The organism is Bartonella sp. B41 (assembly GCF_053795765.1).
In genome coordinates this window covers 817618-839909 of the sequence record NZ_CP200037.1, presented here as the reverse complement: position 1 = coordinate 839909, position 22292 = coordinate 817618, and the positions used below count along the sequence as shown (strand labels likewise).

18 protein-coding genes and 1 other RNA gene are annotated in these 22292 nt (G+C 39.4%); all 19 read left to right on the top strand.

Going from position 1 to position 22292, the window contains the following annotated elements:
• The first annotated feature begins 451 nt into the window (after nucleotides 1-451).
• The 19 genes from V4P54_RS03630 to V4P54_RS03540 all read left to right on the top strand — a co-directional run bounded on the left by V4P54_RS03630 (nucleotide 452) and on the right by V4P54_RS03540 (nucleotide 22292).
• Nucleotides 452-964: a lytic transglycosylase domain-containing protein gene (locus V4P54_RS03630; RefSeq protein WP_455476698.1), complete on the top strand. Its 513-nt coding sequence runs from the start codon at nucleotides 452-454 to the stop codon at nucleotides 962-964.
• A gap of 83 nt (nucleotides 965-1047) precedes the next feature.
• Nucleotides 1048-1437: RNase P RNA component class A (gene rnpB / locus V4P54_RS03625), an RNA gene on the top strand.
• A gap of 238 nt (nucleotides 1438-1675) precedes the next feature.
• Entirely contained in the window at nucleotides 1676-2716 is a 1041-nt protein-coding gene (gene rsmH, locus V4P54_RS03620; RefSeq protein WP_455476697.1) for a 16S rRNA (cytosine(1402)-N(4))-methyltransferase RsmH, read from the top strand.
• On the top strand, nucleotides 2713-3120 hold the full coding sequence (gene ftsL, locus V4P54_RS03615; protein ID WP_455476696.1) for a cell division protein FtsL: 408 nt from the start codon (nucleotides 2713-2715) through the stop codon (nucleotides 3118-3120). The genes rsmH and ftsL overlap by 4 nt, the downstream gene beginning before the upstream one ends.
• Complete coding sequence (locus V4P54_RS03610; RefSeq protein ID WP_455476695.1) at nucleotides 3120-4862, top strand: peptidoglycan D,D-transpeptidase FtsI family protein; 1743 nt, start codon at nucleotides 3120-3122, stop codon at nucleotides 4860-4862. The genes ftsL and V4P54_RS03610 overlap by 1 nt, the downstream gene beginning before the upstream one ends.
• A gap of 27 nt (nucleotides 4863-4889) precedes the next feature.
• Nucleotides 4890-6338 (top strand): UDP-N-acetylmuramoyl-L-alanyl-D-glutamate--2,6-diaminopimelate ligase, encoded by a 1449-nt coding sequence (locus tag V4P54_RS03605; RefSeq protein ID WP_455476694.1) that lies wholly within the window; start codon nucleotides 4890-4892, stop codon nucleotides 6336-6338.
• Nucleotides 6338-7756: a UDP-N-acetylmuramoyl-tripeptide--D-alanyl-D-alanine ligase gene (locus V4P54_RS03600; protein ID WP_455476693.1), complete on the top strand. Its 1419-nt coding sequence runs from the start codon at nucleotides 6338-6340 to the stop codon at nucleotides 7754-7756. Before V4P54_RS03605 ends, V4P54_RS03600 begins: the two co-directional genes overlap by 1 nt.
• Before the next feature lie 22 nt (nucleotides 7757-7778).
• Nucleotides 7779-8849 (top strand): phospho-N-acetylmuramoyl-pentapeptide-transferase, encoded by a 1071-nt coding sequence (gene mraY / locus V4P54_RS03595; protein WP_455476692.1) that lies wholly within the window; start codon nucleotides 7779-7781, stop codon nucleotides 8847-8849.
• Nucleotides 8850-8853: 4 nt separating this feature from the next.
• Entirely contained in the window at nucleotides 8854-10269 is a 1416-nt protein-coding gene (murD, locus tag V4P54_RS03590) for a UDP-N-acetylmuramoyl-L-alanine--D-glutamate ligase (protein WP_455476691.1), read from the top strand.
• A gap of 116 nt (nucleotides 10270-10385) precedes the next feature.
• A complete protein-coding gene (locus V4P54_RS03585; protein WP_455477679.1) occupies nucleotides 10386-11543 on the top strand; it encodes an FtsW/RodA/SpoVE family cell cycle protein in 1158 nt (385 codons plus the stop codon).
• Nucleotides 11533-12651 carry a UDP-N-acetylglucosamine--N-acetylmuramyl-(pentapeptide) pyrophosphoryl-undecaprenol N-acetylglucosamine transferase gene (locus tag V4P54_RS03580; RefSeq protein WP_455476690.1) on the top strand — a complete coding sequence of 373 codons (1119 nt, stop codon included), beginning with the start codon at nucleotides 11533-11535 and terminating at the stop codon, nucleotides 12649-12651. The genes V4P54_RS03585 and V4P54_RS03580 overlap by 11 nt, the downstream gene beginning before the upstream one ends.
• On the top strand, nucleotides 12651-14078 hold the full coding sequence (murC, locus tag V4P54_RS03575) for a UDP-N-acetylmuramate--L-alanine ligase (RefSeq protein WP_455476689.1): 1428 nt from the start codon (nucleotides 12651-12653) through the stop codon (nucleotides 14076-14078). Before V4P54_RS03580 ends, murC begins: the two co-directional genes overlap by 1 nt.
• On the top strand, nucleotides 14056-15024 hold the full coding sequence (gene murB, locus V4P54_RS03570; protein WP_455476688.1) for a UDP-N-acetylmuramate dehydrogenase: 969 nt from the start codon (nucleotides 14056-14058) through the stop codon (nucleotides 15022-15024). The genes murC and murB overlap by 23 nt, the downstream gene beginning before the upstream one ends.
• A gap of 228 nt (nucleotides 15025-15252) precedes the next feature.
• Nucleotides 15253-16173 carry a D-alanine--D-alanine ligase gene (locus V4P54_RS03565; protein WP_455476687.1) on the top strand — a complete coding sequence of 307 codons (921 nt, stop codon included), beginning with the start codon at nucleotides 15253-15255 and terminating at the stop codon, nucleotides 16171-16173.
• On the top strand, nucleotides 16161-17066 hold the full coding sequence (locus V4P54_RS03560) for a cell division protein FtsQ/DivIB (RefSeq protein ID WP_455476686.1): 906 nt from the start codon (nucleotides 16161-16163) through the stop codon (nucleotides 17064-17066). Before V4P54_RS03565 ends, V4P54_RS03560 begins: the two co-directional genes overlap by 13 nt.
• Nucleotides 17063-18364 (top strand): cell division protein FtsA, encoded by a 1302-nt coding sequence (gene ftsA, locus V4P54_RS03555; protein ID WP_455476685.1) that lies wholly within the window; start codon nucleotides 17063-17065, stop codon nucleotides 18362-18364. The genes V4P54_RS03560 and ftsA overlap by 4 nt, the downstream gene beginning before the upstream one ends.
• 70 nt (nucleotides 18365-18434) lie before the next feature.
• Nucleotides 18435-20174: a cell division protein FtsZ gene (gene ftsZ / locus V4P54_RS03550; RefSeq protein WP_455476684.1), complete on the top strand. Its 1740-nt coding sequence runs from the start codon at nucleotides 18435-18437 to the stop codon at nucleotides 20172-20174.
• A 180-nt stretch (nucleotides 20175-20354) separates the two neighbouring features.
• Nucleotides 20355-21227 (top strand): UDP-3-O-acyl-N-acetylglucosamine deacetylase, encoded by an 873-nt coding sequence (gene lpxC / locus V4P54_RS03545; RefSeq protein WP_455476683.1) that lies wholly within the window; start codon nucleotides 20355-20357, stop codon nucleotides 21225-21227.
• 171 nt (nucleotides 21228-21398) lie between these two features.
• The gene (locus tag V4P54_RS03540) at nucleotides 21399-22292 is read left to right on the top strand and encodes an outer membrane protein assembly factor BamD (RefSeq protein WP_455476682.1); all 894 of its coding nucleotides are present in this window, start codon (nucleotides 21399-21401) and stop codon (nucleotides 22290-22292) included.

The window sequence follows — 22292 nt, the reverse complement described above, 5'->3', positions numbered from 1 at the left end:
GGGAAAGTATTGTACCATATTGCCTTTGGTGATTGGTGCAGGAAGGCAGTCAGGGAACCTCCTCCCCCCCCCCCGCGTGGATCCCTTAGATTGTCTGGCCCGATTGGGGATTTCCTCAGTCGGGTTTTTTTGTATGCGTGGCATTTATTGATGATAGCATTCTGAGTTAAATCAATTATGATAAGGCATTAAAAACTATTTAGCATTTGATATTTTTGTATGTTTGGTTTTTGGTTGAGTATGTTTAAATATTGATTATAATTTTTCATTTTGTGATGCATAAAACATAAAATTGGTATATCACTTAGTCTTTATACTGCACGAAAAGTTATCTTGAAATTGTCTTAATATTTTCATTTTCAGGCCGTTCTTTAGCTATTTTTTTACGTACAATGCGCCAGCGAAGTTGTTACGGTTTTTATCCGAATTTTTTTTAATAAAGAGAGAGAGAATGCGGTTTTCAAAAATCAGTTTTATTGTAGTATTTGCTGTATTTTTTATATTTAATGGAAGTTTTGCTCATGCGGTGTTAAATGTTGTTGGGTCAAATGAAAGTTCAGTAATTGTTACTTACGGGACTCCTGTTCGTCCTTATGAGTCTCTTATTCAAAAATTCGCAGTTAAATACAATGTTCCTGTTAATCTAGCGCATGCTGTTGTCAGTGTTGAGAGTAGTTATAAAGCTCGTATCAAAGGGGCTGCTGGTGAAATAGGGTTAATGCAAATTAAACCTTCCACTGCACGCGGTCTTGGATTTAATGGTTCTGTGAAAGATCTTTATGATCCCGCGACAAATCTTGAATATGGTATGCGTTATTTGGCACAGGCGTACAAATTAAGTGGTGGTAATACATGTGGTACGATCCTAAAATATAACGCGGGTCATGCTGCAAAAAAAATGAACTCTATTTCAGCAAAATATTGCTCAAAAGTTAAAACTTATCTTGCTTCATTAAAACGATAGGGTGTTTTGTTTTGTAGTTTAATATATAAAATATCTCAAAGGGGCTATTTTCACTTGACGAAAAATATTTTATAAACAATCGGTCAGTCGGCTGGGCAGCCGCGCTTGTTTAGTACTCAAAGGAAACAAGTGAGGAAAGTCCGGGCTCCATGGAAAAACAGTGCCGGGTAATACCCGGCGGGGGCGACCCTAGGGAAAGTGCCACAGAAAGTAAACCGCCTGCTTTGTAGGTAAGGGTGAAAGGGTGGGGTAAGAGCCCACCGCGCATTCAGTAATGAATGTGGCAGGGTAAACCCCACTGGGAGCAAGACCAAATAGAAATGACGTGCAGGTTTTGACTTGCAGCCAGTTTCCAGGCGAGTCATTCGGGTAGGTTGCACGAGGCGGATGGTAACATCCGTCCTAGATGAATGGCTGCCATGTAAGGTGCAAGCTTTACAATACAGAACCCGGCTTACAGGCCGACTGATGCCTATGTAAAATGTGACATGTGCAGCTTTTCTGCATGTAAGTTTTTGTGGATGCTTGTGTTTTTTGTTGCGTGCTTAAATAGTGTGATTGCATGCCTAAATAGAAAGTGTTTTTTAAATCATAACATTTCCTTAAGTATAATGCGCCAATATGTGCATTGGGTTAACTTCGGCTTATTTTTTTTCATAGTATTCAATATGAGAATTTAGTCTTAAGTTGTGACGATATCAGTTATCATTAATGGTTATTGATTTGAAAAAATATAAATCAAGGCGGGTTATTGTGACAGGACAGGGGAATAGAGTTGAGCGCCATATTCCGGTGTTGTTACGGCCAGTTTTGGCTAAGCTTGCACCATTAGTTGGAGCGAAAGTAATTGATGGTACTTTTGGTGCTGGTGGTTATACGCGTGCTTTGTTAAATGAGGGGGCTGATGTTATCGCTCTTGATCGTGATCCAAATGCAATTCGTGATGGACAACAGCTTGTTGATGAATTTTTTCCCCGCCTGCGTTTAGTACAGCTTCCATTTTCACAGTTGGATCGTGCTGTTAAAACAAAGGTGGATGCAGTTATTTTAGATATTGGTGTATCTTCAATGCAGCTTGATGAAGCTGAAAGAGGTTTTTCTTTTAAAAAAGATGGTCCGTTGGATATGCGCATGTCTCAAACTGGTTTTACAGCTGGAGATGTTGTTAATTGTTTAAAAGTGGATGATTTAATTCGGATATTTAAGGTCTTTGGAGAAGAGCGGTATGCTGGACGAATTGCACGGATGATTGAAAAACGCCGTTGTATTCGTCCTTTTTTGCGTACGGGTGATCTTGCTCATTCTATTGAAGCGCTTGTTGGCAGCAATCCGAGAGAGCGAATTCATCCTGCAACGCGCGTGTTTCAAGCTCTTCGGATGTACGTTAATGATGAGATGAACGAACTTGCACGCGGTTTGTTTGCAGCTGAACGTGTTTTGAAAACAGGAGGCCGTTTAGGTGTTGTAAGTTTTCATTCTCTCGAGGATCGTATGGTTAAAAAATTTTTTTTAAATCGTTCAGGACGGCATAGGGGATCACGTTATCTTCCAGAGATTAAAACAGTTCCAGCAACGTTTTTTCCTTTGTTTAAAGGCGGGATAACAGCAAACGAAGACGAATTACGACAAAATCCTCGTGCACGTTCTGCAAGGTTGCGTGTTGGTATACGTACGGAAGTAGATAGTTCTGATGAAGATATGAAGCTGTTTGGTTTAGCAGAGATTGCCCATTTTGGAGACAAAAAGAAATGACAGTTTTTCGTACATTGGATATGATTTTAGTTATGATCATGATTTGTATGGCAGGACTTACCTATAAGGTGAAGTATGATGTTCAAAAACGAGTTGGCGAAGTTCGTCGTCTTGAACACGAAATTTTTGCAGAAAAAAATATGGTTAATTTGCTTCGTGCTGAGTGGGCCGTGATGATAGAACCTTCACGTATACAAAGGCTTGCAAAACGTTATCAAAAAGAGCTCAGTTTGGAGGCGATTCAGCCTCGTCAAATTGTCGGATTGGAAGATATTCCTGCGCGTGTATATGATCCAATTGAAGAAGTGATAAAACAACATATTTTTGAAGAGGAGAGTAAAGGTTTTTTGGCCAATAACCGTATTTCAAATATGAGTGATATTATTCAAAAGGGTATGCGATAATGAAACTATTTTCTTTGAAGGGAAAGCACTTAAATAGTTCATTAAATTCTAAAAAAAAATCTGTTTATTCTCACCATTCTGGTTATGCACGACTGCTTTTTTCTTTACTCTTTTTTTTCATGCTTTATGGTGTCATAGGAGTGGTTCTTGTTTCTTATGGGCTTGAGGGTGGTCAAATTGAAGAAGCGAAGGGGCCGATGGTACCTTCGTTGGCTGCGCGTCCTGATATTATTGATCGTAATGGTCGTTTGTTGGCCACAGATATTACGACTTATTCGCTTTTTGCTGAACCAAGACGCATTGTTGATGTTGATGAGACAATAGAGCTACTTTCAACAGTTTTGCCTAATCTTAATTGGCAGGAGACATACAAGAGATTAAAAAGAAAATCTGGATTCTCTTGGATTCAGCGTGGGTTAACGCCAACTCAGAAAACAAAAATTATGGCGCTTGGTATTCCAGGCATTGGTTTTCGCACTGAAATACGTCGTTTTTATCTAGGTGGATCTGTAGCTTCACATATTCTTGGTATGGTTAATGTTGATAATCAGGGTATAGCAGGCATAGAAAAATATATTGATGATACTGGTTTGAGTGTTTTGCGTTCTGTTGGTCTTGCAACTGAGGCTATATTAAAGCCGGTTCAACTTTCCATTGATGTGCGGATTCAAACGATAGTGCGTGATGAACTTATAATGGCTATGAAGCGTTATAAAGCGATTGCTGCAGGAGCAGTTATTTTAAATATACATACTGGTGAAGTTTTAGCTATGGCATCTGTACCTGATTTTGATCCTGGAAATCCTGTTGATGCTTTAAAAAGTGATCGCTTAAATCGTATGACTGCTGGAATTTTTGAAATGGGATCTATTATTAAAAGTTTTACAACTGCGATGGCACTTGATTCAGATATCTTTCATTTAAACAGTATTATTGATGCTTCACGACCCATTCAAGTGAGTAAAAATTATTTTATTCGTGATTTTCATGGAAAAAATCGCCCTTTAACATTGTGGGAGGTTTTTATTTATTCTTCTAACATTGGTTCTGCCAAAGAAGCACTGGCAATAGGAATTGATGGGCACCGCGACTTTTTGAAGCGTCTTGGTTTGCTTGATCGGATGACGATAGAATTACCAGAAGTTGCTCATCCTGTTGCGCCGCGACATTGGCAAGACATTCACTCTATGACAATTTCTTTCGGGCATGGTATGGCGACAACTCCTTTGCAAACGGCAGTAGGTGCTGCCGCTTTAATGAATGGTGGTTTGTTGATTGCGCCCACATTTTTAAAACGCACAAAATCACAGGCTTTGAAACATGCAGAGCAGGTTTTACATGCTAAAACAAGTCAAGATATGCGTTATCTTTATAAGTTAAATAGTGATATCGGTTCTGGACGTAACGCAAAAGTGGATGGTTATCGCATTGGTGGTAAGACTGGTACAGCTGAAAAAGTTGAAAATGGAAAGTATTCTAAGACAAAAAACTTCAATAGTTTTCTTGCTGCTTTTCCTATTGATGATCCTTCCTATGTTGTTTTAACAATTATTGATGAACCACATCCTGAAGATGGAAAAAAATCTGCAACAGCAGCAATGAATGCTGCACCGATGCTTGCTAATATTATTTATCGTTCAGCAAGTTTTTTAGGAATAAAATCAGATTTTAAAAAAGAGTACGAGTCAATTTTGGATAGGCATGGCAAAAAGGAATTATTTAAAGCAATAGTAAAAAATTAACATAAATGTAATGTTAGGTATTTGATCATGTTACTTGGAGCATTATTCACGGAATATATCAAAGAAGATAGTCTCGGTTTTATTGAAATTACGGGTATAAGTGCAGATTCTCGGCAAATATTGCCTGGTTATGTTTTTGTAGCTGTTCAGGGGAAAAAGGGAGATGGTAGAGAGTATGTCAATGATGCTATAAAGCGTGGTGCTCGGGTAATTGTTACAGATTATAGTTTTGTTTACGAGAGTTTATCTGTTCCAGTTTTGCGTGTTTTTGATGTTCGTCATAGTCTGGCTATAGCGGCTGCACGTTTTTACAGTTCTCAGCCCGAAATTGTGGTGGCAGTGACAGGTACAAGTGGGAAGACGTCTGTTGCATCTTTTCTTCAGCAAATTTGGAAATATGCTAAATTTTGTGCAGCCAGTATAGGAACAGTTGGTATTGTTTCTCCTAAGCGAAATGATTATGGATCGCTCACGACTCCAGATCCAGTTGCTCTACATCGTTTTTTATGTGAGATGACAGGGGATGGGGTAACGCATGTTGCTCTTGAGGCATCTTCCCATGGAATTGATCAGAGTCGTCTTGATGGAGTTCGTTTAGCAGCAGCGGCTTTTACTAATTTAGGGCGTGATCATATGGATTATCACGTAGATGTAGAAGATTATTTACAGGCTAAAATGAAGTTATTTAATACGCTTTTACCACAAGATGCACCTGCTTTGATTTTTTCAGATGATGTATATTCGCAAAGGGTTATTGATTGTGTTACACAAGCGCGCCGTCGCGTATTAACAATTGGAAGAAAAGGGGAATTTATTACAATTACTCGTGTTGAACATCAACGTTCAAAGCAGTGTGTTGAGTGTCGAATGGGTAATAATATTTATACATTTAATTTACCTTTAGCTGGATATTTTCAGGTAACAAATGCACTCGTAGCAGCAGGTTTGGCGATGGAAACAGGTGTTTCTCCTGATAAAGTTTTTCGTTCACTTGAAATTTTGAAGGGAGCTCCTGGTCGGTTAGAGTTGGTTGGTAAAACAGAAGATAATTCTCCTATTTATGTAGATTATGCGCATAAACCAGAGGCTTTGGAACAGGTATTGTTTTCTGTTCGTCCTTTTACACAGAAACGTTTAATTCTTGTTTTTGGCTGTGGTGGTGATCGTGATAAAGGAAAAAGGCCTTTAATGGGAAAGATTGCTGCCAATGGTGCTGATGTTGTCATTGTAACTGATGATAATCCTCGTACTGAAATACCAGAAAGTATTCGAAAAGATGTTTTACAGGCAGCGCCTGGGGCAATAGAAATAGCTGATCGGGGTGAAGCTATTTCTTATGCAGTTAGTCTTCTTAAAGCTGGAGATACATTGATTATAGCTGGAAAAGGGCATGAAAATGGTCAAATTATAGGGCATGAAACATATCCCTTTTCAGATCGTTTACATGTTCTTTCTGCTTTAAAGGAGCGGTATTAATGACTGTATTATGGGATAAACGGATGCTTTTGATTGCAATGAATGGTTTTGCTATTGGGCGTCTGCCGGAGTTTTTTTCTGGCATTTCTATTGATAGCCGTACACTTGTAAAAGGAGATGTTTTTTTTTGTATTAAAGGCGATCATTTTGATGGTCATGATTTTGCTGTACAGGCTTATGAAAGAGGTGCTGGAGCTATTGTGATTGCACAAGATAATTTACCTAAAATGAAAAAATTATCTCTTCCATTTATTGTTGTTTCTGATGTTTTACAGGCATTGGAGAAGCTGGCACAAGCAGCACGTAAGCGCTCAAGAGCTAAGGTAATAGCTATAACTGGTTCTGTCGGAAAAACAACAACAAAGGACATTCTTAAACAAGCACTTGAATCTGTTGGGAAGGTTCATGCTAATCTTAATTCTTTGAATAATTGTTGGGGAGTTCCGCTTACTTTAGCGCGGATGCCTGAAGATAGCGATTATGGTATATTTGAAATTGGTATGAATCACAAGAATGAGATTTCATCTCTAGTGAAATTGGTTCGTCCGAATGTGGCTCTGATCACTTGTGTTGCTGCTGGACATATAGGATTTTTCAAAAATCTTTTAGAAATTGCAAATGCAAAAGCTGAAATTTTTGAGGGGCTAGATGAGAAAGGAATTGCTATTTTAAATGCAGATGATGACTTTTTTTCTCATTTGGTTCAAAAAGCAGAGGAATATAGTGTCAAAAAGATTGTAAGTTTTGGCGAATGTGAGCGTGCTAATTATCGAGTGAGGGAAGTTTGTCTTTTGCCAGATGCTTCCCGCATGATTGTTCATATTTCTGGTCGTGATATAGTAGTTAAAGTTGGTGCTCCTGGTCGACATACGGTACAAAATAGTCTAGGTGTTTTTGCAGTTTGTGGGGAAATTGGTATTGATTTTGAACGTATTGCGTTTGCTTTAAGTGGTTTTTCTCTTAGAAAAGGTCGCGGTATTTGTTATCGGCTGTCTCTACCAAATGGTGGTTGGTTTCATTTGATCGATGAAAGTTACAATGCCAACCCTGCTTCTATGCAGGCTGCTTTGAAACTTCTTTCTCTTGGCTCAGTAGGAGAGAAGGGGCGTCGGGTTGCTGTTTTAGGTGATATGCTTGAATTGGGGGTGTACAGTGAGAAGCTTCATCGTGATTTAGTAAGGCCAATATGTGGATCTGGTGCTAATTTGGTTTTTTTGTTTGGTGAGGCAATGAGATTTTTAGCCAAGGATTTGTCTGCTTATGTCAAAGTTCATTACGCTGAGAATGTTGAAAAGATTTTGCCGCTTATTTTTTCAGAAATCTTACACGGGGATTTAATGATGGTTAAATCATCTCGTAGTGCTTATTCATCAAATATTGTTGCTGCGATTTTGGATCGTTATAAAGTGGTTTCTTGATAATTTTAATAGGTCTTATATTATGATGTTGTTCTTTTCTTCGCTTAGCGATTTTCTTCCAGGTGTCAATGTCTTTCGTTATATTACTTTCCGTACTGTGGCTGCCCTGCTTACTTCAGGGTTAATTGTATTTTTGTTTGGTCCTAGTATCATTTCTTCTCTCAAAGTGCGTCAAGGGAAAGGACAGCCAATACGGGCTGATGGTCCTCAAACACATTTTAAAAAAGCTGGAACGCCTACTATGGGTGGATTAATGATTTTAATTGGTATCGTGGTATCGGCTCTTTTGTGGTGTAATTTATTAAATATTTATTTTTGGGTATCGTTGTTTGTCATGCTTTCTTTTGGGGCAATTGGTTTTTATGATGATTATCTGAAGGTTACGAAGCAAACGGATAAGGGGTTTTCTGGTAAAGCGAGGTTAAGTTTAGAATTTTTTATCGCAATAATTGCTGTTTTTATTATCTTACAGGTTAGCTCTGCTGGGTTAGCTGTTCCTTTTGTGAAAGATTATTTTATTGATTTAGGATGGTTTTTCTTTCCTTTTTCTGCTTTCGTTATTGTTGGAACTGGTAATGCTGTTAATCTGACTGATGGTCTTGATGGACTTGCTATCGTTCCTGTTATGGTCGCGGCTTTGTCTCTTGCTTTGATTGCTTATCTTTCTGGTAATATGAATTTTGCTGATTATTTGCAAATTCATTATGTATCTGGGACGGGTGAATTGGCTGTTTTATTGGGAGCTGTTGTTGGTGCTGGTCTCGGTTTTTTATGGTTTAATGCACCTCCAGCAGCTATTTTTATGGGAGATACTGGCTCATTGGCGCTTGGGGGGCTGTTGGGCGTTATTGCTGTAGCAACTAAGCATGAAATCGTTTTTGCTTTCATTGGTGGACTTTTTGCTCTTGAAGGATTTTCTGTTGTTATTCAAGTTGGCTACTTTAAGTTAACAAAAAGGCGTGTGTTTCTTATGGCACCAATTCACCATCATTTTGAAAAAAAAGGCTGGACTGAAAGTCAGGTTGTGATACGCTTTTGGATCATTTCAATTGTTCTTGCCTTGATTGGTCTCTCAACACTTAAGTTGCGGTGATATTTTGATTCCTGTTGAGTGTTATAAAGGAAAAAAAGTTGCTCTGTTTGGGTTGAGTAAGTCTGGATTATCTTCAGCACAAGCATTGATTCAGGGTGGTGCAGAAGTGGTTGCATGGGATGATGATTTTTCATGCGTGCAGGCAGCTTGTAAAAAAAATATCCCAACGTGCAATCTTCGAAATGAAAACTGGTCAGAATTTGTTGCGTTGATTTTAGCTCCTGGTGTCCCTTTAACTTATCCAAAGCCTCATTGGATTGTTGATAGAGCACGTCGAGCAGATATAGAAATCATTGGTGACATTGAGTTATTTGTTCGTGCGCGTAATCATTATTTACAGCATCACGGTTTTTGTGATCAGGATGTTCCGTTTGTTGCTGTTACTGGGACGAATGGAAAGTCAACAACGACAGCCTTGTTATCTCATCTTTTGGAGGAAATGGGCTATGATGTGCAGATGGGTGGAAATATTGGAACTGCAATATTGACGCTGAAACCATTTATTAAAAAACGTATCTATGTTATCGAATGTTCATCATTTCAGATTGATCTTACACCATCTCTTCGACCGACAGTTGGTCTTTTATTGAATGTAACACCTGATCATATTGATCGACATGGTTATTTTTCCAGTTATATACAAGCAAAAAAGCGTTTAGTTTCTGGAGCTTCTCATGCTTTAATTTCAGTTGATGATGCAGTTTGTAGGATGTTGTATAAACAGTTGCTTCATAAGGGTCATAAGGTTGAGGCAATTTCAACGGAACATTTTATCAAAGACGGTTTTTATGCAGATGAAACAAAGCTTTTTTTTGTTAACCATGGGCGTCGTCGTATATTAGCAGATCTCATTGGGATGACAGCATTGCGTGGTCATCATAACGCGCAAAATTCTCTTATGGCGTTAGCAGCATTGCAAGCTTTAAAAATTAATGATCTGAATATAGAGCAGTACTTGAGGAGTTATAAAGGGCTAGCACATCGTATGCAGCAGGTGCGTAAAATTGGATCGGTTTTGTTTGTTAATGATAGTAAGGCTACTAATGCGGATGCATCGTCTTTTGCACTTTCTGCATTTGATGATATTTTTTGGATTGTTGGAGGGCAAGCAAAAAAAGGTGGGATTGATACTCTTAAAAGATTTTTTCATAAAATTCGAAAAGCTTATTTGATTGGGACTGCGGCAGAAGAATTTGCAAGTGTTATTGGATCTTCATTTCCTTTTTCGATGAGTTTAACTTTGGAAAATGCAGTTTATGAAGCGGCTGTTGATGCGGTTTGTTCTAGTTCTAAAGAGGCTGTTGTTCTTTTTTCACCAGCTTGTGCAAGTTATGACCAATTTAAAAATTATGAAATTCGTGGAGAAAATTTCGTTTCTTTTGTTGCACAGTTAAAAGAAGAACAAATTATAAAAAAATGATTTTTTGTTAATATTCCAGAATCTTTTTTCGTGTAATTTGGTTTCGGAAATGTCTTCTAAAGATGATGGGACAATATCTCTTCAAGTAAGATGATGAGAAAGGTAAAGTAAATATGATGGTTACTCGCGCAGATCGAGATCCTATTGCTAATTGGTGGTGGACAATTGATCGTTCCATATTTGCTTCTTGTTTGATCCTGATGGGAATTGGAATTATGCTGTCTTTTGCGGCAAGTCCCATAATTGCAAAAAAAATCGGGCTTCCCGATAATTTTCATTTTGTTCGTTGGCATATTATTTTCAGTATTCCTGCATTTTTTACTATGATTATTGTTTCTTTTTTTTCACCTCGCAATATTCGTCGTTTATGTGCTTTTTTGTTGATTATAACGCTTGTTCTTATGGTTGCAACTTTACTCTTTGGATTAGAGTTGAAGGGGGCTAGGAGATGGATTCCATTGTTTGGTATTTCTGTGCAAGCGTCAGAGTTTATGAAGCCAGCTTTTATCATTATGTCTGCTTGGCTTTTTTCAGAACATGTACGGCGCAGCATCATTCCTGGTTATACATTGGCTACTGCACTTTGTGCTTTTTGTTGTGTACTCCTTATTTTACAGCCTGATATTGGACAAACACTTTTGGTTAGTGCGGCATGGAGTGGTGTGTTTTTTGTTTCAGGTGTATCCATCACTATTGTTTTATTACTTTTGATTTTAATCATTGTGGGCATTATTTTAGCATATATTTTTCTTCATCACGTGCGTGAACGTATTAATGGGTTTTTGATGGGTGAAGGTGATACTTTTCAAGTAGATGTCGGTCGGGAAGCTATTTTACATGGTGGCTGGTTTGGACAAGGGCCTGGTGAAGGGACGGTAAAGCGCATTATTCCAGATAGCCATACGGATTTTATCTTTTCTGTTGCTGCTGAAGAATATGGTATCATTTTCTGTTTATTGATTATGATGCTTTTTTGTTTTATCGTTATCCGTTCCTTTCATATAGCATTAAATACGCGCGATTCATTTACGCGTCTTGGTATTACTGGCATGGCAATGATGATAGGTCTTCAATCATGGATTAATATGGCAGTTAATCTTCATTTAATGCCTCCAAAAGGTATGACGTTGCCATTTATTTCTTATGGTGGCTCGTCTATGTTGGCAATTGCTATTTCAATGGGTATTTTGCTTAGTTTGACACGTCGCTGGCCAGAAGCGCGTCTTTCAGCCTTTTCTTCTTCTGCTGTTTCGGGTGTCGCTTATGACACGTAAGAAGGTTATTGTTTTGGCTGCGGGTGGTACAGGGGGACATCTTTTTCCAGCAGAAGCATTGGCTGTTGAATTAGAACGGCGTGGGTATGATGTTCATTTAGTGACTGATGGTAGAGCGAAGCGTTTTGTGCATCACTTTAATGAAGAGCATATTCATGTCGTTTCATCAGCAACTTTTTCACGGCGGAATCCTTTTTTATTGATAAAAACATTTTGGTATTTGCTGAAGGGAATGGGGCAATCATTTGTGCTTTTTTATAAATTGCGTCCTGTTCTTGTTGGTGGTTTTGGTGGCTATCCCGCTTTCCCTCCTCTTTTTATTGCAGCCTTAACAAGGCACGTAACATTTATCCATGAGCAAAACGCTGTTATGGGACGCGCAAATCGAATATTGGCAATTTTTGTACATGCGATAGCTGGTGGTTTGTTGCCGCCAAATAGTGCTTATGCTCATAAAACATTTTTGATTGGTAATCCTGTTCGTGAAGCTGTTCTTGAAGCAGCAAAGGTTCCTTATTCTCCATCTATTGACAAACAGCCATTTTATTTCTTGGTTTTTGGTGGTAGTCAAGGGGCTTCTTTTTTTGCACAAGTTGTACCTGAAGCGATTGTTTTGTTAGACGATGATATACGTAAACGTTTGCGGATTGTTCAACAAGTTCGGGATAACGCTAAAAAGTTGGCAAAAGCTTATTGTGATATGGGTGTGAAAGCAGAGGTTTCTCTTTTTTTTGATGATATGGCTGAACGTATGGCGCGATCCCATTTTATTATGTCGCGTGCTGGCGCTTCATCTGTTTGTGAAATAGCTGTTATTGGTCGTCCATCTTTGCTTATTCCATACCCTCATGCTTTAGACCATGATCAGGCATCAAATGCTGAATTGCTTGCTGCAGTAAATGGCGCACAAATTATATCTGAAAAAGATTTAAATGCACAAAATCTTGCTTCTCTTTTGACGCAAGTCTGTTGTGAACCGCATTTGCTGAAAAAACAGGCACTTGCTGCAAAAAAAGTTGGACAACCTAATGCAACTATTCGCCTTGCTGATATGGCTGAAGCATTCATTGCAGGGAAAAAGTTATTAGATATTAAAGGGTATTTTTGATGAAGTTGCCACTCGATATTGGACTTATTCACTTCGTTGGAATTGGTGGGATTGGTATGAGTGGAATTGCTGAGGTGTTTCATAATCTTGGTTACAAAGTTCAGGGATCTGATCAAGTTAATAATGCAAATGTTGAACGTTTAAGAGGTCGAGGAATAGATGTTCATATTGGTCATCGTGCTGAAAATTTAGGCAATGCAGAAGTTGTAGTTATTTCTACTGCTATAAAAAACAATAATCCTGAATATATTACTGCAAAGGAAAGGCATTTGCCTGTTGTGAAGCGTGCAGAAATGCTTGCTGAATTGATGCGTTTTCGTCGGGCAATTGCTGTGGGTGGGACACATGGTAAAACGACTGCTACGTCAATGGTTGCTGCGCTTCTTGATGCTGGTAATTTGGATCCAATGGTGATTAATGGAGGTATTATTAATGATTATGGGACCAATGCTCGGATGGGAGAGGGTGATTGGATGGTGGTTGAGGCCGATGAAAGTGATGGCACATTTTTAAAATTACCTGCTGATATTGCTGTTGTTACCAATATCGATTGTGAGCATTTAGATCACTATGGTAGTTTTGGTGCTGTGCGTGATGCTTTTCGGAAATTTGTAGAGAATGTTCCTTTTTATGGTTTTGCTGTTTTGTGCCTTGATCATCCAGAAGTTCAGGCGTTGGCAAGTCGTATTGATGATCGTTGGGTGATTACTTATGGTGCAAATCCACAGGCTGATGTCCGTTTTTTAAACCTTTTGATGGACGGTCAGAAAACGCATTTTGATGTTTTTATTCGCTCTCGGAAAACGGGTAAAGAAACTGAGTTTAAAAATTTGATTTTGCCTATGTCTGGACAGCATAATGTTTCTAATGCGACAGCAGCAATTGCTATCGCTCATGAACTTGGCATTTCAAATGAATGTATTAGAAAAGGTTTGGCGGAGTTTGGTGGAGTAAAGCGGCGTTTTACACAAACAGGAAGTTGGCATGGTGTTGATATATTCGATGATTATGGGCATCATCCTGTTGAAATAAGAGCTGTGTTACGAGCTGCTCGTGAAAGTGCGAAAAGACGTGTTATTGCGATTGTGCAGCCGCATCGTTATTCACGCTTGCGTGATTTATTTGACGATTTCGCTTCCTGTTTTAATGATGCAGATACAGTGATGGTTACACCAGTTTATGCGGCTGGTGAAGAGCCAATTGCTGGTTTTGATACCAAAAAGTTGGTAGAACATATTAAAATGGCAGGTCACCGTGATGTGCGTATGATTAATTGTTTTGAAGATGTTGTTTCGATTATATCTGCATTTGCTAAGCCTGGCGATTATGTAGTTTTTCTTGGTGCTGGTAGTATTACACAATGGGCTTGTGCTTTACCTGACCAGTTAGCGGAACTTGATGGTGATGATAAATTTTCAGTTAATTGATGGTGAAGCTTTGTTGGTTCAGTTGCAGCCGATATTAAGTGGTATAAAGGGGAAAATTGCCTCTAATGTTGATATGCGTAAGGTTACGTGGTTTCGCGCTGGTGGATTTGCTGAGCTTTTTTATCAACCTACTGATGAAGAGGATTTGGCTTTATTTTTAAAAATTATTCCCAAATATATTCCAGTAACAATTGTGGGGATTGGCTCTAATCTTTTGGTGCGTGATGGAGGCATACCTGGCGTTGTTATTCGTCTTTCAGCAAAGGGTTTTGGACAAGTGCGGCAAGTTTCTCCAACGCGTTTTTTAGTTGGGGCTGCGACAGCGGTCAAGCATTTAGCTGCGGCAGCTTTAGAGGCTGAAATTGCAGGTTTTCATTTTTATCATGGTATTCCTGGTGGTCTTGGAGGGGCATTGAGAATGAATGCAGGAGCCAATGGTATTGAAACGTCTGCGCGTGTGGTTGAAGTTTATGCTCTTGATCGTAAAGGACAGCGTCATGTTTTAGGTTTAACGGATATGCACTATTCTTATAGGCATTGTAATGTGCCCGAGGATTTTGTTTTTACTTCTGCCTTGTTAGAAGGGGAGAAGGGAAATAAAGACAGTATTCGTGCTGCTATGGATGAAGTTGCTCTTCACCGTGAAACAGTGCAGCCCATTCGTGAAAAGACAGGTGGTTCTACTTTTCGAAATCCTAGGGATATACCAGCATGGCGTGCTATTGATGAAGCGGGGTGCCGTGGTTTACAGGTTGGTGGTGCTCAGATGAGTGAGATGCACTGTAATTTTATGATTAATATAGGTTGTGCAACGGGTTATGATCTTGAAACGTTGGGCGAAATGGTACGTGCTCGTGTTTTTTCTCACTCCGCTCATTTATTACAATGGGAAATACAGCGTATTGGTCAATTTGAGCAAGGTCGTGTTGTTCCTTTTTTTGATTAACTTTATTGACTTAAAAAAATTGAGTCATTTCAAAGAGATAATAAAAAAAATTCATTAAGAATCAATAAATTAACAGGAAAACTCTTGCGTCATGCCTTTGAGTCTGATTCATTAGCGAAAGTGCTAGGTTATTGATTCGCAAGGATAAAACTTAGTTTTTTCTCTATATAGTGTTAGTAATTTATGTTCTGTCTATATATAGTAGTATAAAATGGAGAATGGGTCGCTATGAATGATAAGCACATAGCTGTGTTGATGGGGGGGGCTTCCTCTGAGCGGTCTGTAAGTTTGTCTTCAGGTATTGCTTGTGCCAACGATCTTGAAGCTCAGGGGTATCGTGTAAGTCGTGTGGATGTTGACAGTCACATTGTGTCTGTTCTTGAAAGATTGCAGCCTGATATTGCTTTTAATGCGTTGCATGGATCATTTGGTGAAAATGGTTGTATTCAGGGTGTTCTCGAATATTTAAAAATTCCTTATACTCATTCAGGGGTAATGGCTTCGGCAATAGCAATGGATAAAGGGAGGGCAAAAGTTATTGTTGCTAATGCTGGTGTTTCTGTTGCTCCCTCTCGTGTTATAAGTCGCTTTTCTTTGGGGAAGGCGCATGTGATGGATCCTCCTTATGTCATTAAGCCTGTATGTGAAGGGTCGAGTTTTGGCGTTGTAATTGTGGGTGGGCATGAGGCTTTTCCTCCTTGTGATATAGCGGATGGTGAGTGGGATTACTCAGATGAGATAATTGTTGAAAAATATATTCCTGGTCGTGAGCTTACTTGTGCTGTTTTAGGAAATCAGGCTTTGGATGTTTGTGAAATCTTGTTTGATAATCGTTTTCAATTTTATAATTATAGTTCAAAATATGAACCTGGTGGCTCTTTTCATATTTGTCCTGCACAACTTTCATCAAATATTTACCAAAAAGTGCAAAGAATGTCTTTAGCAGCACATCAGGCGATAGGTTGTCGAGGTGTTAGTCGTTCTGATTTTCGTTTTGATGAAGAAGCGGGAGAATTAGTTTGGCTTGAGATTAATACGCAGCCCGGTATGACATCAACGTCTCTTTTCCCTGATATTGCAAAGGCAGGCGGTCGTACTTATAGCGATATTGTTCGGTGGATGGTGGAGGACGCGTCGTGTATGCGTTGAATGTTATTAAAGTAAATGTTCCGATGGTATTATCAGTACCGGTTTGGCCGCGTCTTTATCGTCGTTTCCTTAGATTTATATCTGAGTTTGTATTTGTTAAGATTCATATACCTCGCCATTTTGGTTCTTTTGCAGTTTTGTTTTTTTTCCTTGTTACGGTGCTTTATGGAGTTTTATCAAGTGGTCGTATGGGGGGGGGTATGAATGCTGCAATATCAAATTTTGGCTTTGTGATTACTAATGTTGAGATTAGTGGCAATAATCGTATGATAAAACAGGAAATTTTGAAACTTTTAGGGTTTTATTCTTTTCCATCAATATTTGCTTTTGATGTCGATAGAGCGCGTTCTATTTTGGAGCAGCAGGTTTGGGTTCAGTCTGCTAGTGTTCAAAAAATTTATCCTAATCGTGTACGTATTTCATTAGTGGAGCGTGAACCTTATGCTATTTGGCAGCATGATGGTATGATGGATATTGTTGATATCGCAGGACGGGTGATTATGCCGTTTCGGGGAAGGAGTGTTCAAGGTTTGCCACTTGTTGTCGGTTATGGTGCGCAAAATGCTGCAAAATTTATTCAGGCACTTTCGGTATATCCGAAGCTTCATCGGCACGTTCGCGCTTATGTACGTATTGGTGATAGACGGTGGGATCTTGTGTTAGACAACGGAATGCGAATTATGTTGCCTGAAAATAATGCGCTTGAAAGGGTCTCTTCTTTTATTAGGATGGGTGCAGCAGAGGATATTTTTTTGCGTGATGTTTTGAGTATTGATTTACGTCTTGCTGATCGGATCACAGTTTCTTTGTCTGATGAAGCATTGAAGCGTCGTGAGGTTTCTATAGCGGAAGAAGAACGCATTTTGAAGGCGGGAAAGGCGGGGAGCTTATGAGACCGTTAGGATTATACCCTGTAGGAGGGAAAAAGGCACGTTTTCTAACGGTTCTGGATGTTGGATCAAGTAAGATTGTTTGTCTAATTGCTTGTTTGCGTCCTTTAAAGCATACGCAGCATTTGCATGGTCGTAGGTATTCAGTGGAGATTTTAGGATTTGGAGTGCAGCGTTCACGAGGTATCAAGTCTGGTGTTGTAATGGATATTGTTGCTGCCGAGCAATCGATAAGGTTGGCTGTTGATGCGGCAGAAAAAATGTCTGGTTTGGTTGTAGATTCGGTAATTGTAAATTTTTCTTCAAATCGATTACAAAGTTCTTTTGTTAATGGTATGGCACACTTAAACGGTTGTGAAGTTACTATGCGTGATGTTCGTATGGCATTAGCAGATGTTTCTCGTAAAATTTTTGATACTGAACGTCATATTTTGCATTCAGTTCCAGTATCTTATGTGTTGGATGGGGATAGAGGAATTTCTGATCCGGTTGGTATGGTGGGGGAATTGTTGGGCGTGGATGTACATGTGGTAACTGCAGAGACAGCGTCTTTGCGAAATTTAGAAGCTTGCATTAACCGTGCGCATTTGAGTGTTGAGGCAATGGTTGCCGCTCCTTTTGCAAGTGGACTTTCTGTTTTGACTAATGACGAAGCGCGTTTGGGATCAGCATGTATTGATTTTGGTGGTGGAACAACAACAGTGGCAGTGTTTTCTGAAGAGAAATTTGTTCATGCTGATATATTTGCGGTTGGTGGACATCATGTGACTCTTGATGTTGCTCGGGGATTTTCTATGTCTATTGAGGAAGCAGAGCGTTTAAAGGTTGTGTATGGTTCAGTACTTTCAGCGAGTGCTGATGATAGGTGTATTATTGATGTGGCGGAGATTGGGAGCGAGCGTTGTGAGACACAGTATCCACGTGCTGTTCTTGCTCGTATTGTTCGTGCGCGCGTTGAAGAAATATTGGAGATGGTGCGTGATTGTTTAAACCGTTCTGGTTTTGGCTACATTATTGGTAAGCGTGTTATTTTGACAGGGGGGGCAAGCCAATTAACAGGGTTGCCAGAGATGGCGTGTACTATATTGGGGAGAAATGTTCGCATAGGGAGACCTTTGGGTGTTTCGAGGCTTCCTTCTTTTGCGAAGGGGGCGGCATTTTCATCTGCTGTTGGATTGTTAATTTATCCACAATTAGTGGGTTTTGAGGAAAAGACAGTACAGGCTGCGGTGAAGCATTCATCAATTAATGCACGTGGATATTTTCGGCGTGTTGGTCAATGGTTGCGTGAAAGCTTTTAAGTAAGTCTGTTCAAATAAAGTTAATTTTCATCGCTTTGGCTTGCGATGTCTTAATGAGAAGGAAAGAAAAATGACGATTAATCTGCATCGGCCGGATATCGCGGAATTGAAGCCACGCATTACCGTTTTTGGGGTTGGCGGTGGTGGTGGTAATGCCGTGAATAATATGATTAATGCTGGTCTTCAGGGAGTTGACTTTGTTGTTGCCAATACGGACGCACAAGCTTTGGCTATGTCTAAGGCTGAGCGTGTGATTCAGCTTGGTGCGGCAGTTACAGAAGGTTTGGGTGCGGGTGCTTTGCCAGAAGTTGGGCAAGCTGCTGCGGATGAATGTATTGATGAAATTATTGATCATCTTGCAGATTCTCATATGGTTTTTATTACCGCAGGTATGGGGGGAGGGACTGGAACTGGGGCAGCTCCTGTTGTCGCTCGTGCTGCACGTGAAAAAGGTATTTTAACTGTTGGTGTTGTGACAAAGCCATTTCAGTTTGAAGGTGCCCGTCGTATGAAGACAGCAGAGAATGGAATTGAAGAGTTACAAAAGGCAGTTGATACCTTAATTGTTATTCCAAATCAGAATCTTTTCCGTATTGCAGATGAAAAAACAACGTTTGCCGATGCTTTCGCAATGGCAGATCAGGTGCTTTATTCTGGCGTTGCTTCTATTACAGATTTGATGATTAAAGAAGGTTTGATTAATCTTGATTTTGCTGATGTTCGTTCTGTTATGCACGAAATGGGTCGTGCAATGATGGGAACTGGTGAGGCCTCTGGGGAGGGGCGTGCTTTATCTGCTGCTGAAGCAGCTATTGCGAATCCATTATTGGATGATACCTCTATGCGTGGTGCTAGAGGTTTATTAATTTCTATTACTGGGGGTCGTGATATGACTTTGTTCGAGGTAGATGAAGCTGCTAATCGTATTCGTGAAGAAGTTGATGCTGATGCAAATGTTATTTTTGGTGCTATCGATGATGAGTCATTGGAGGGAACTATTCGTGTATCTGTTGTTGCAACTGGGATTGATAGAGAAACTAGTGAGGTGGTTCAGCCTTCTCATCCTAAATTGCAGAGACCTGCTTCTCCTATTCGGAAGAGCGATCTCGGGGTGCAGTCATCTTCTTTTCATTCTCATCCTACCTCATCGCGGTCTGAAACAATGGTAGAGGTAGTAGAAGCGCTTGAGATGGAGATGGAAAAATCGCCTGAATCACAATTTCGTCCCAAAAGTCAAATTTTTGCACAACCTGCAGATGTGACTCCTGCACGTAGTATGAATACTGCAGCTTCTTCTTGTGGGTCTAATGCTGCATATGGACAGACATTGCATACATCACGTATGCAGGTTGGTCGTGGATCTATGGCTGCAGCAGTGAGTATGGAGGAAACGTCGCATATTCTCGATGAGATGACAGGAATTGTGAAGCAAAAGGAGCGGCAAGTGCAGCAGATGCAACTTCGTTCAGAGCCAATGCGTATGCCGGAGTTAAAGGATTTTCCTTCTATTGCGCGCAATCAAAGTGAGAGATCTTTTGCTGCTAATCAAGGTCCTCGCAACCTTTGGCAGCGTTTAAAACATAGCCTAATATCTCGTGAAGAAGAACCAGAAGCTCGGTTAGAGCCCGCTGTGAGATCTTCTCATTCACAAGATACTCACGTTTATAATAAAAATTCTCAAGATTCTTCTGTTTATGTTCCTCGTCGTTCTGGTGAATTGCATCCGCGTGTTCCCCAAGATCAGCGTACTTTTATAAGTGAAGAAGATCAGCTAGAAATACCAGCATTTTTGCGTCGTCAGGCACATTAATGTTAATTGAGTGAGAATTTAAAGAGGAAAAGTTTTATGCTTTTTTCATGATTTGGAAGAGTTTTTGTATTTTTTGTAAAAAAATCCATTGCTATAAATGGATCTGTTGTTTGCTGTTGATATGATTTTTAAGTTCTTTTAAGTATTTTTAAAAGGTATAAAGATCAGTGAAGTGACATTATGAATTTGATGCAAAAATATCAGTCTACTCTTAAAAAGGAAGTGATATTTGAGGGTCACGGTATTCATAGTGGATGTTTGTCTGTGGTAAAAGTTTGTCCAGCTGACACTGGGTCCGGTATTATTTTTAAACGTTGTGGAGTGAATGGGGTAGAACAAGTATTTCAAGCACATGCATCGCAGATAGGAACAACCGAACTATCGACGGTGCTTGGGCACGGGGATGTAAGAGTAGAAACAATTGAGCATTTAATGGCTGCAATTGCTGCTTATAATCTAGATAATTTAGTTATTGAAGTAACAAATAATGAAATACCTATTTTGGATGGTTCTTCATGGCAATATTGTCAAGGTTTTGAAGAGGTTGGGATTGTGCAACAGGATGTGCTGCGTTCCTATTTAATCATAAAAAAGCCATTGCGGGTTGAGATAGGTGATAGTGTTGCGGAGTTTGTACCGTTTGATGGGTGTAGGTTTGATGTAACAATTTCTTTTTCCTCTGCTGCTATTGGTAAACAGCATTTAAGTTTTGATCTTACCACAGAAAAATTCCGAGATGATTTATCGCGTGCGCGCACTTTTGGTTTTGTTAGAGATGTTGAAAAATTATGGGCTTCAGGAAAAGGTTTGGGCGCTTCTTTAGAAAATTCTCTTATTATTGATCTTAACGATAAAGTCATGAATCCATGTGGCCCTTATTGGAATGATGAATATGTTAGACATAAAATGCTCGATGCAATTGGAGATACTGCTTTACTTGGTGCGCCTTTTATTGGATTGTTTCGTTCATATTGCAGTGGGCATAAGGTTAATTCACAATTAGTTAAAGCCGTTTTGGCAAATAGGTCGCATTATGAAGAAAGTTATTTGTAGATAAATAAAAAGAAAAGTTGAAAAAAAAATATTGAAGCTTATCCCCTTAATACAGGGAGAGTGGGTAATTTGGATTTGTAGCTTGCTTGGTTGATTTTGGGATGATTTGGTATGGGTTTTTGATGAACGCCTTCATTGCTTAGGGTGGTGTTCTTTGGAGGTTAAGAAACTATGGTAGTATCTCACGCACATATTGAAGGTATAGCATATAGGAAATTTGACATTGTACGAAGAGTGTTAAGTGGGATTTTTTTGGGAAGTTCTTTCTTATTAGCGGGTTGTTTGTTTGAAGATAAACATACCTTTAATTCGTCAGCATATGTTTTGAAAATAGATCCTCCGGATGTTTTGTATAGTCAAGCGGTCGCTAATCTAAATAATGGGCGCTTCAAGGAAGCTTCTAAAAAGTTTCTTGCGATTGAAAAACAGTATGTTTACACTGACTGGGGTCGTAAGTCTCTCGTTATGGGTGCTTTTACAAACTATCAGCTTGCTCAGTATGATGATGCGATTAGCATGGCTCGGCGCTATATTACTCTTTATCCGCAGTCGGAAGATTCAGCTTACGCTTATTATATAATTGGCCTTTCTTCTTTTAGACAAATTCTTGATGTTACGCGTGATCAGAAAGAGACTAAACGTGCTATTGCTGCGATGCAGATTTTGATAGAACGTTATCCAAATTCTAAGTATACTGAGGATGCTAAGGCTAAGATACGTTTTGGGCGTGAACAGCTTGCCGGTCATGAGATGCAAGTTGGCCGTTATTATGAAAATGAACGGCGTTATCTTGCAGCTAGTAGAAGGTTTCGTACGGTTATTGAAGAGTACTCAGATACAAAGCAGGTTGAAGAGGCATTTTTTCGTTTAACGGAAGTTAATCTTGCTCTTGGTTTAGTTTCAGAAGCACAGACGGCGGCGGCTATTTTGGGACGTTATTATCCAAAAAGTGAGTGGTACAAATTATCTTATAATTTGTTAAAGAAGAGTGGTATATTACCACAAGATCATGAATCTTCTTGGATTTCGCGGACTATGGGTGATAATAAGAATAAGGAACGTTGA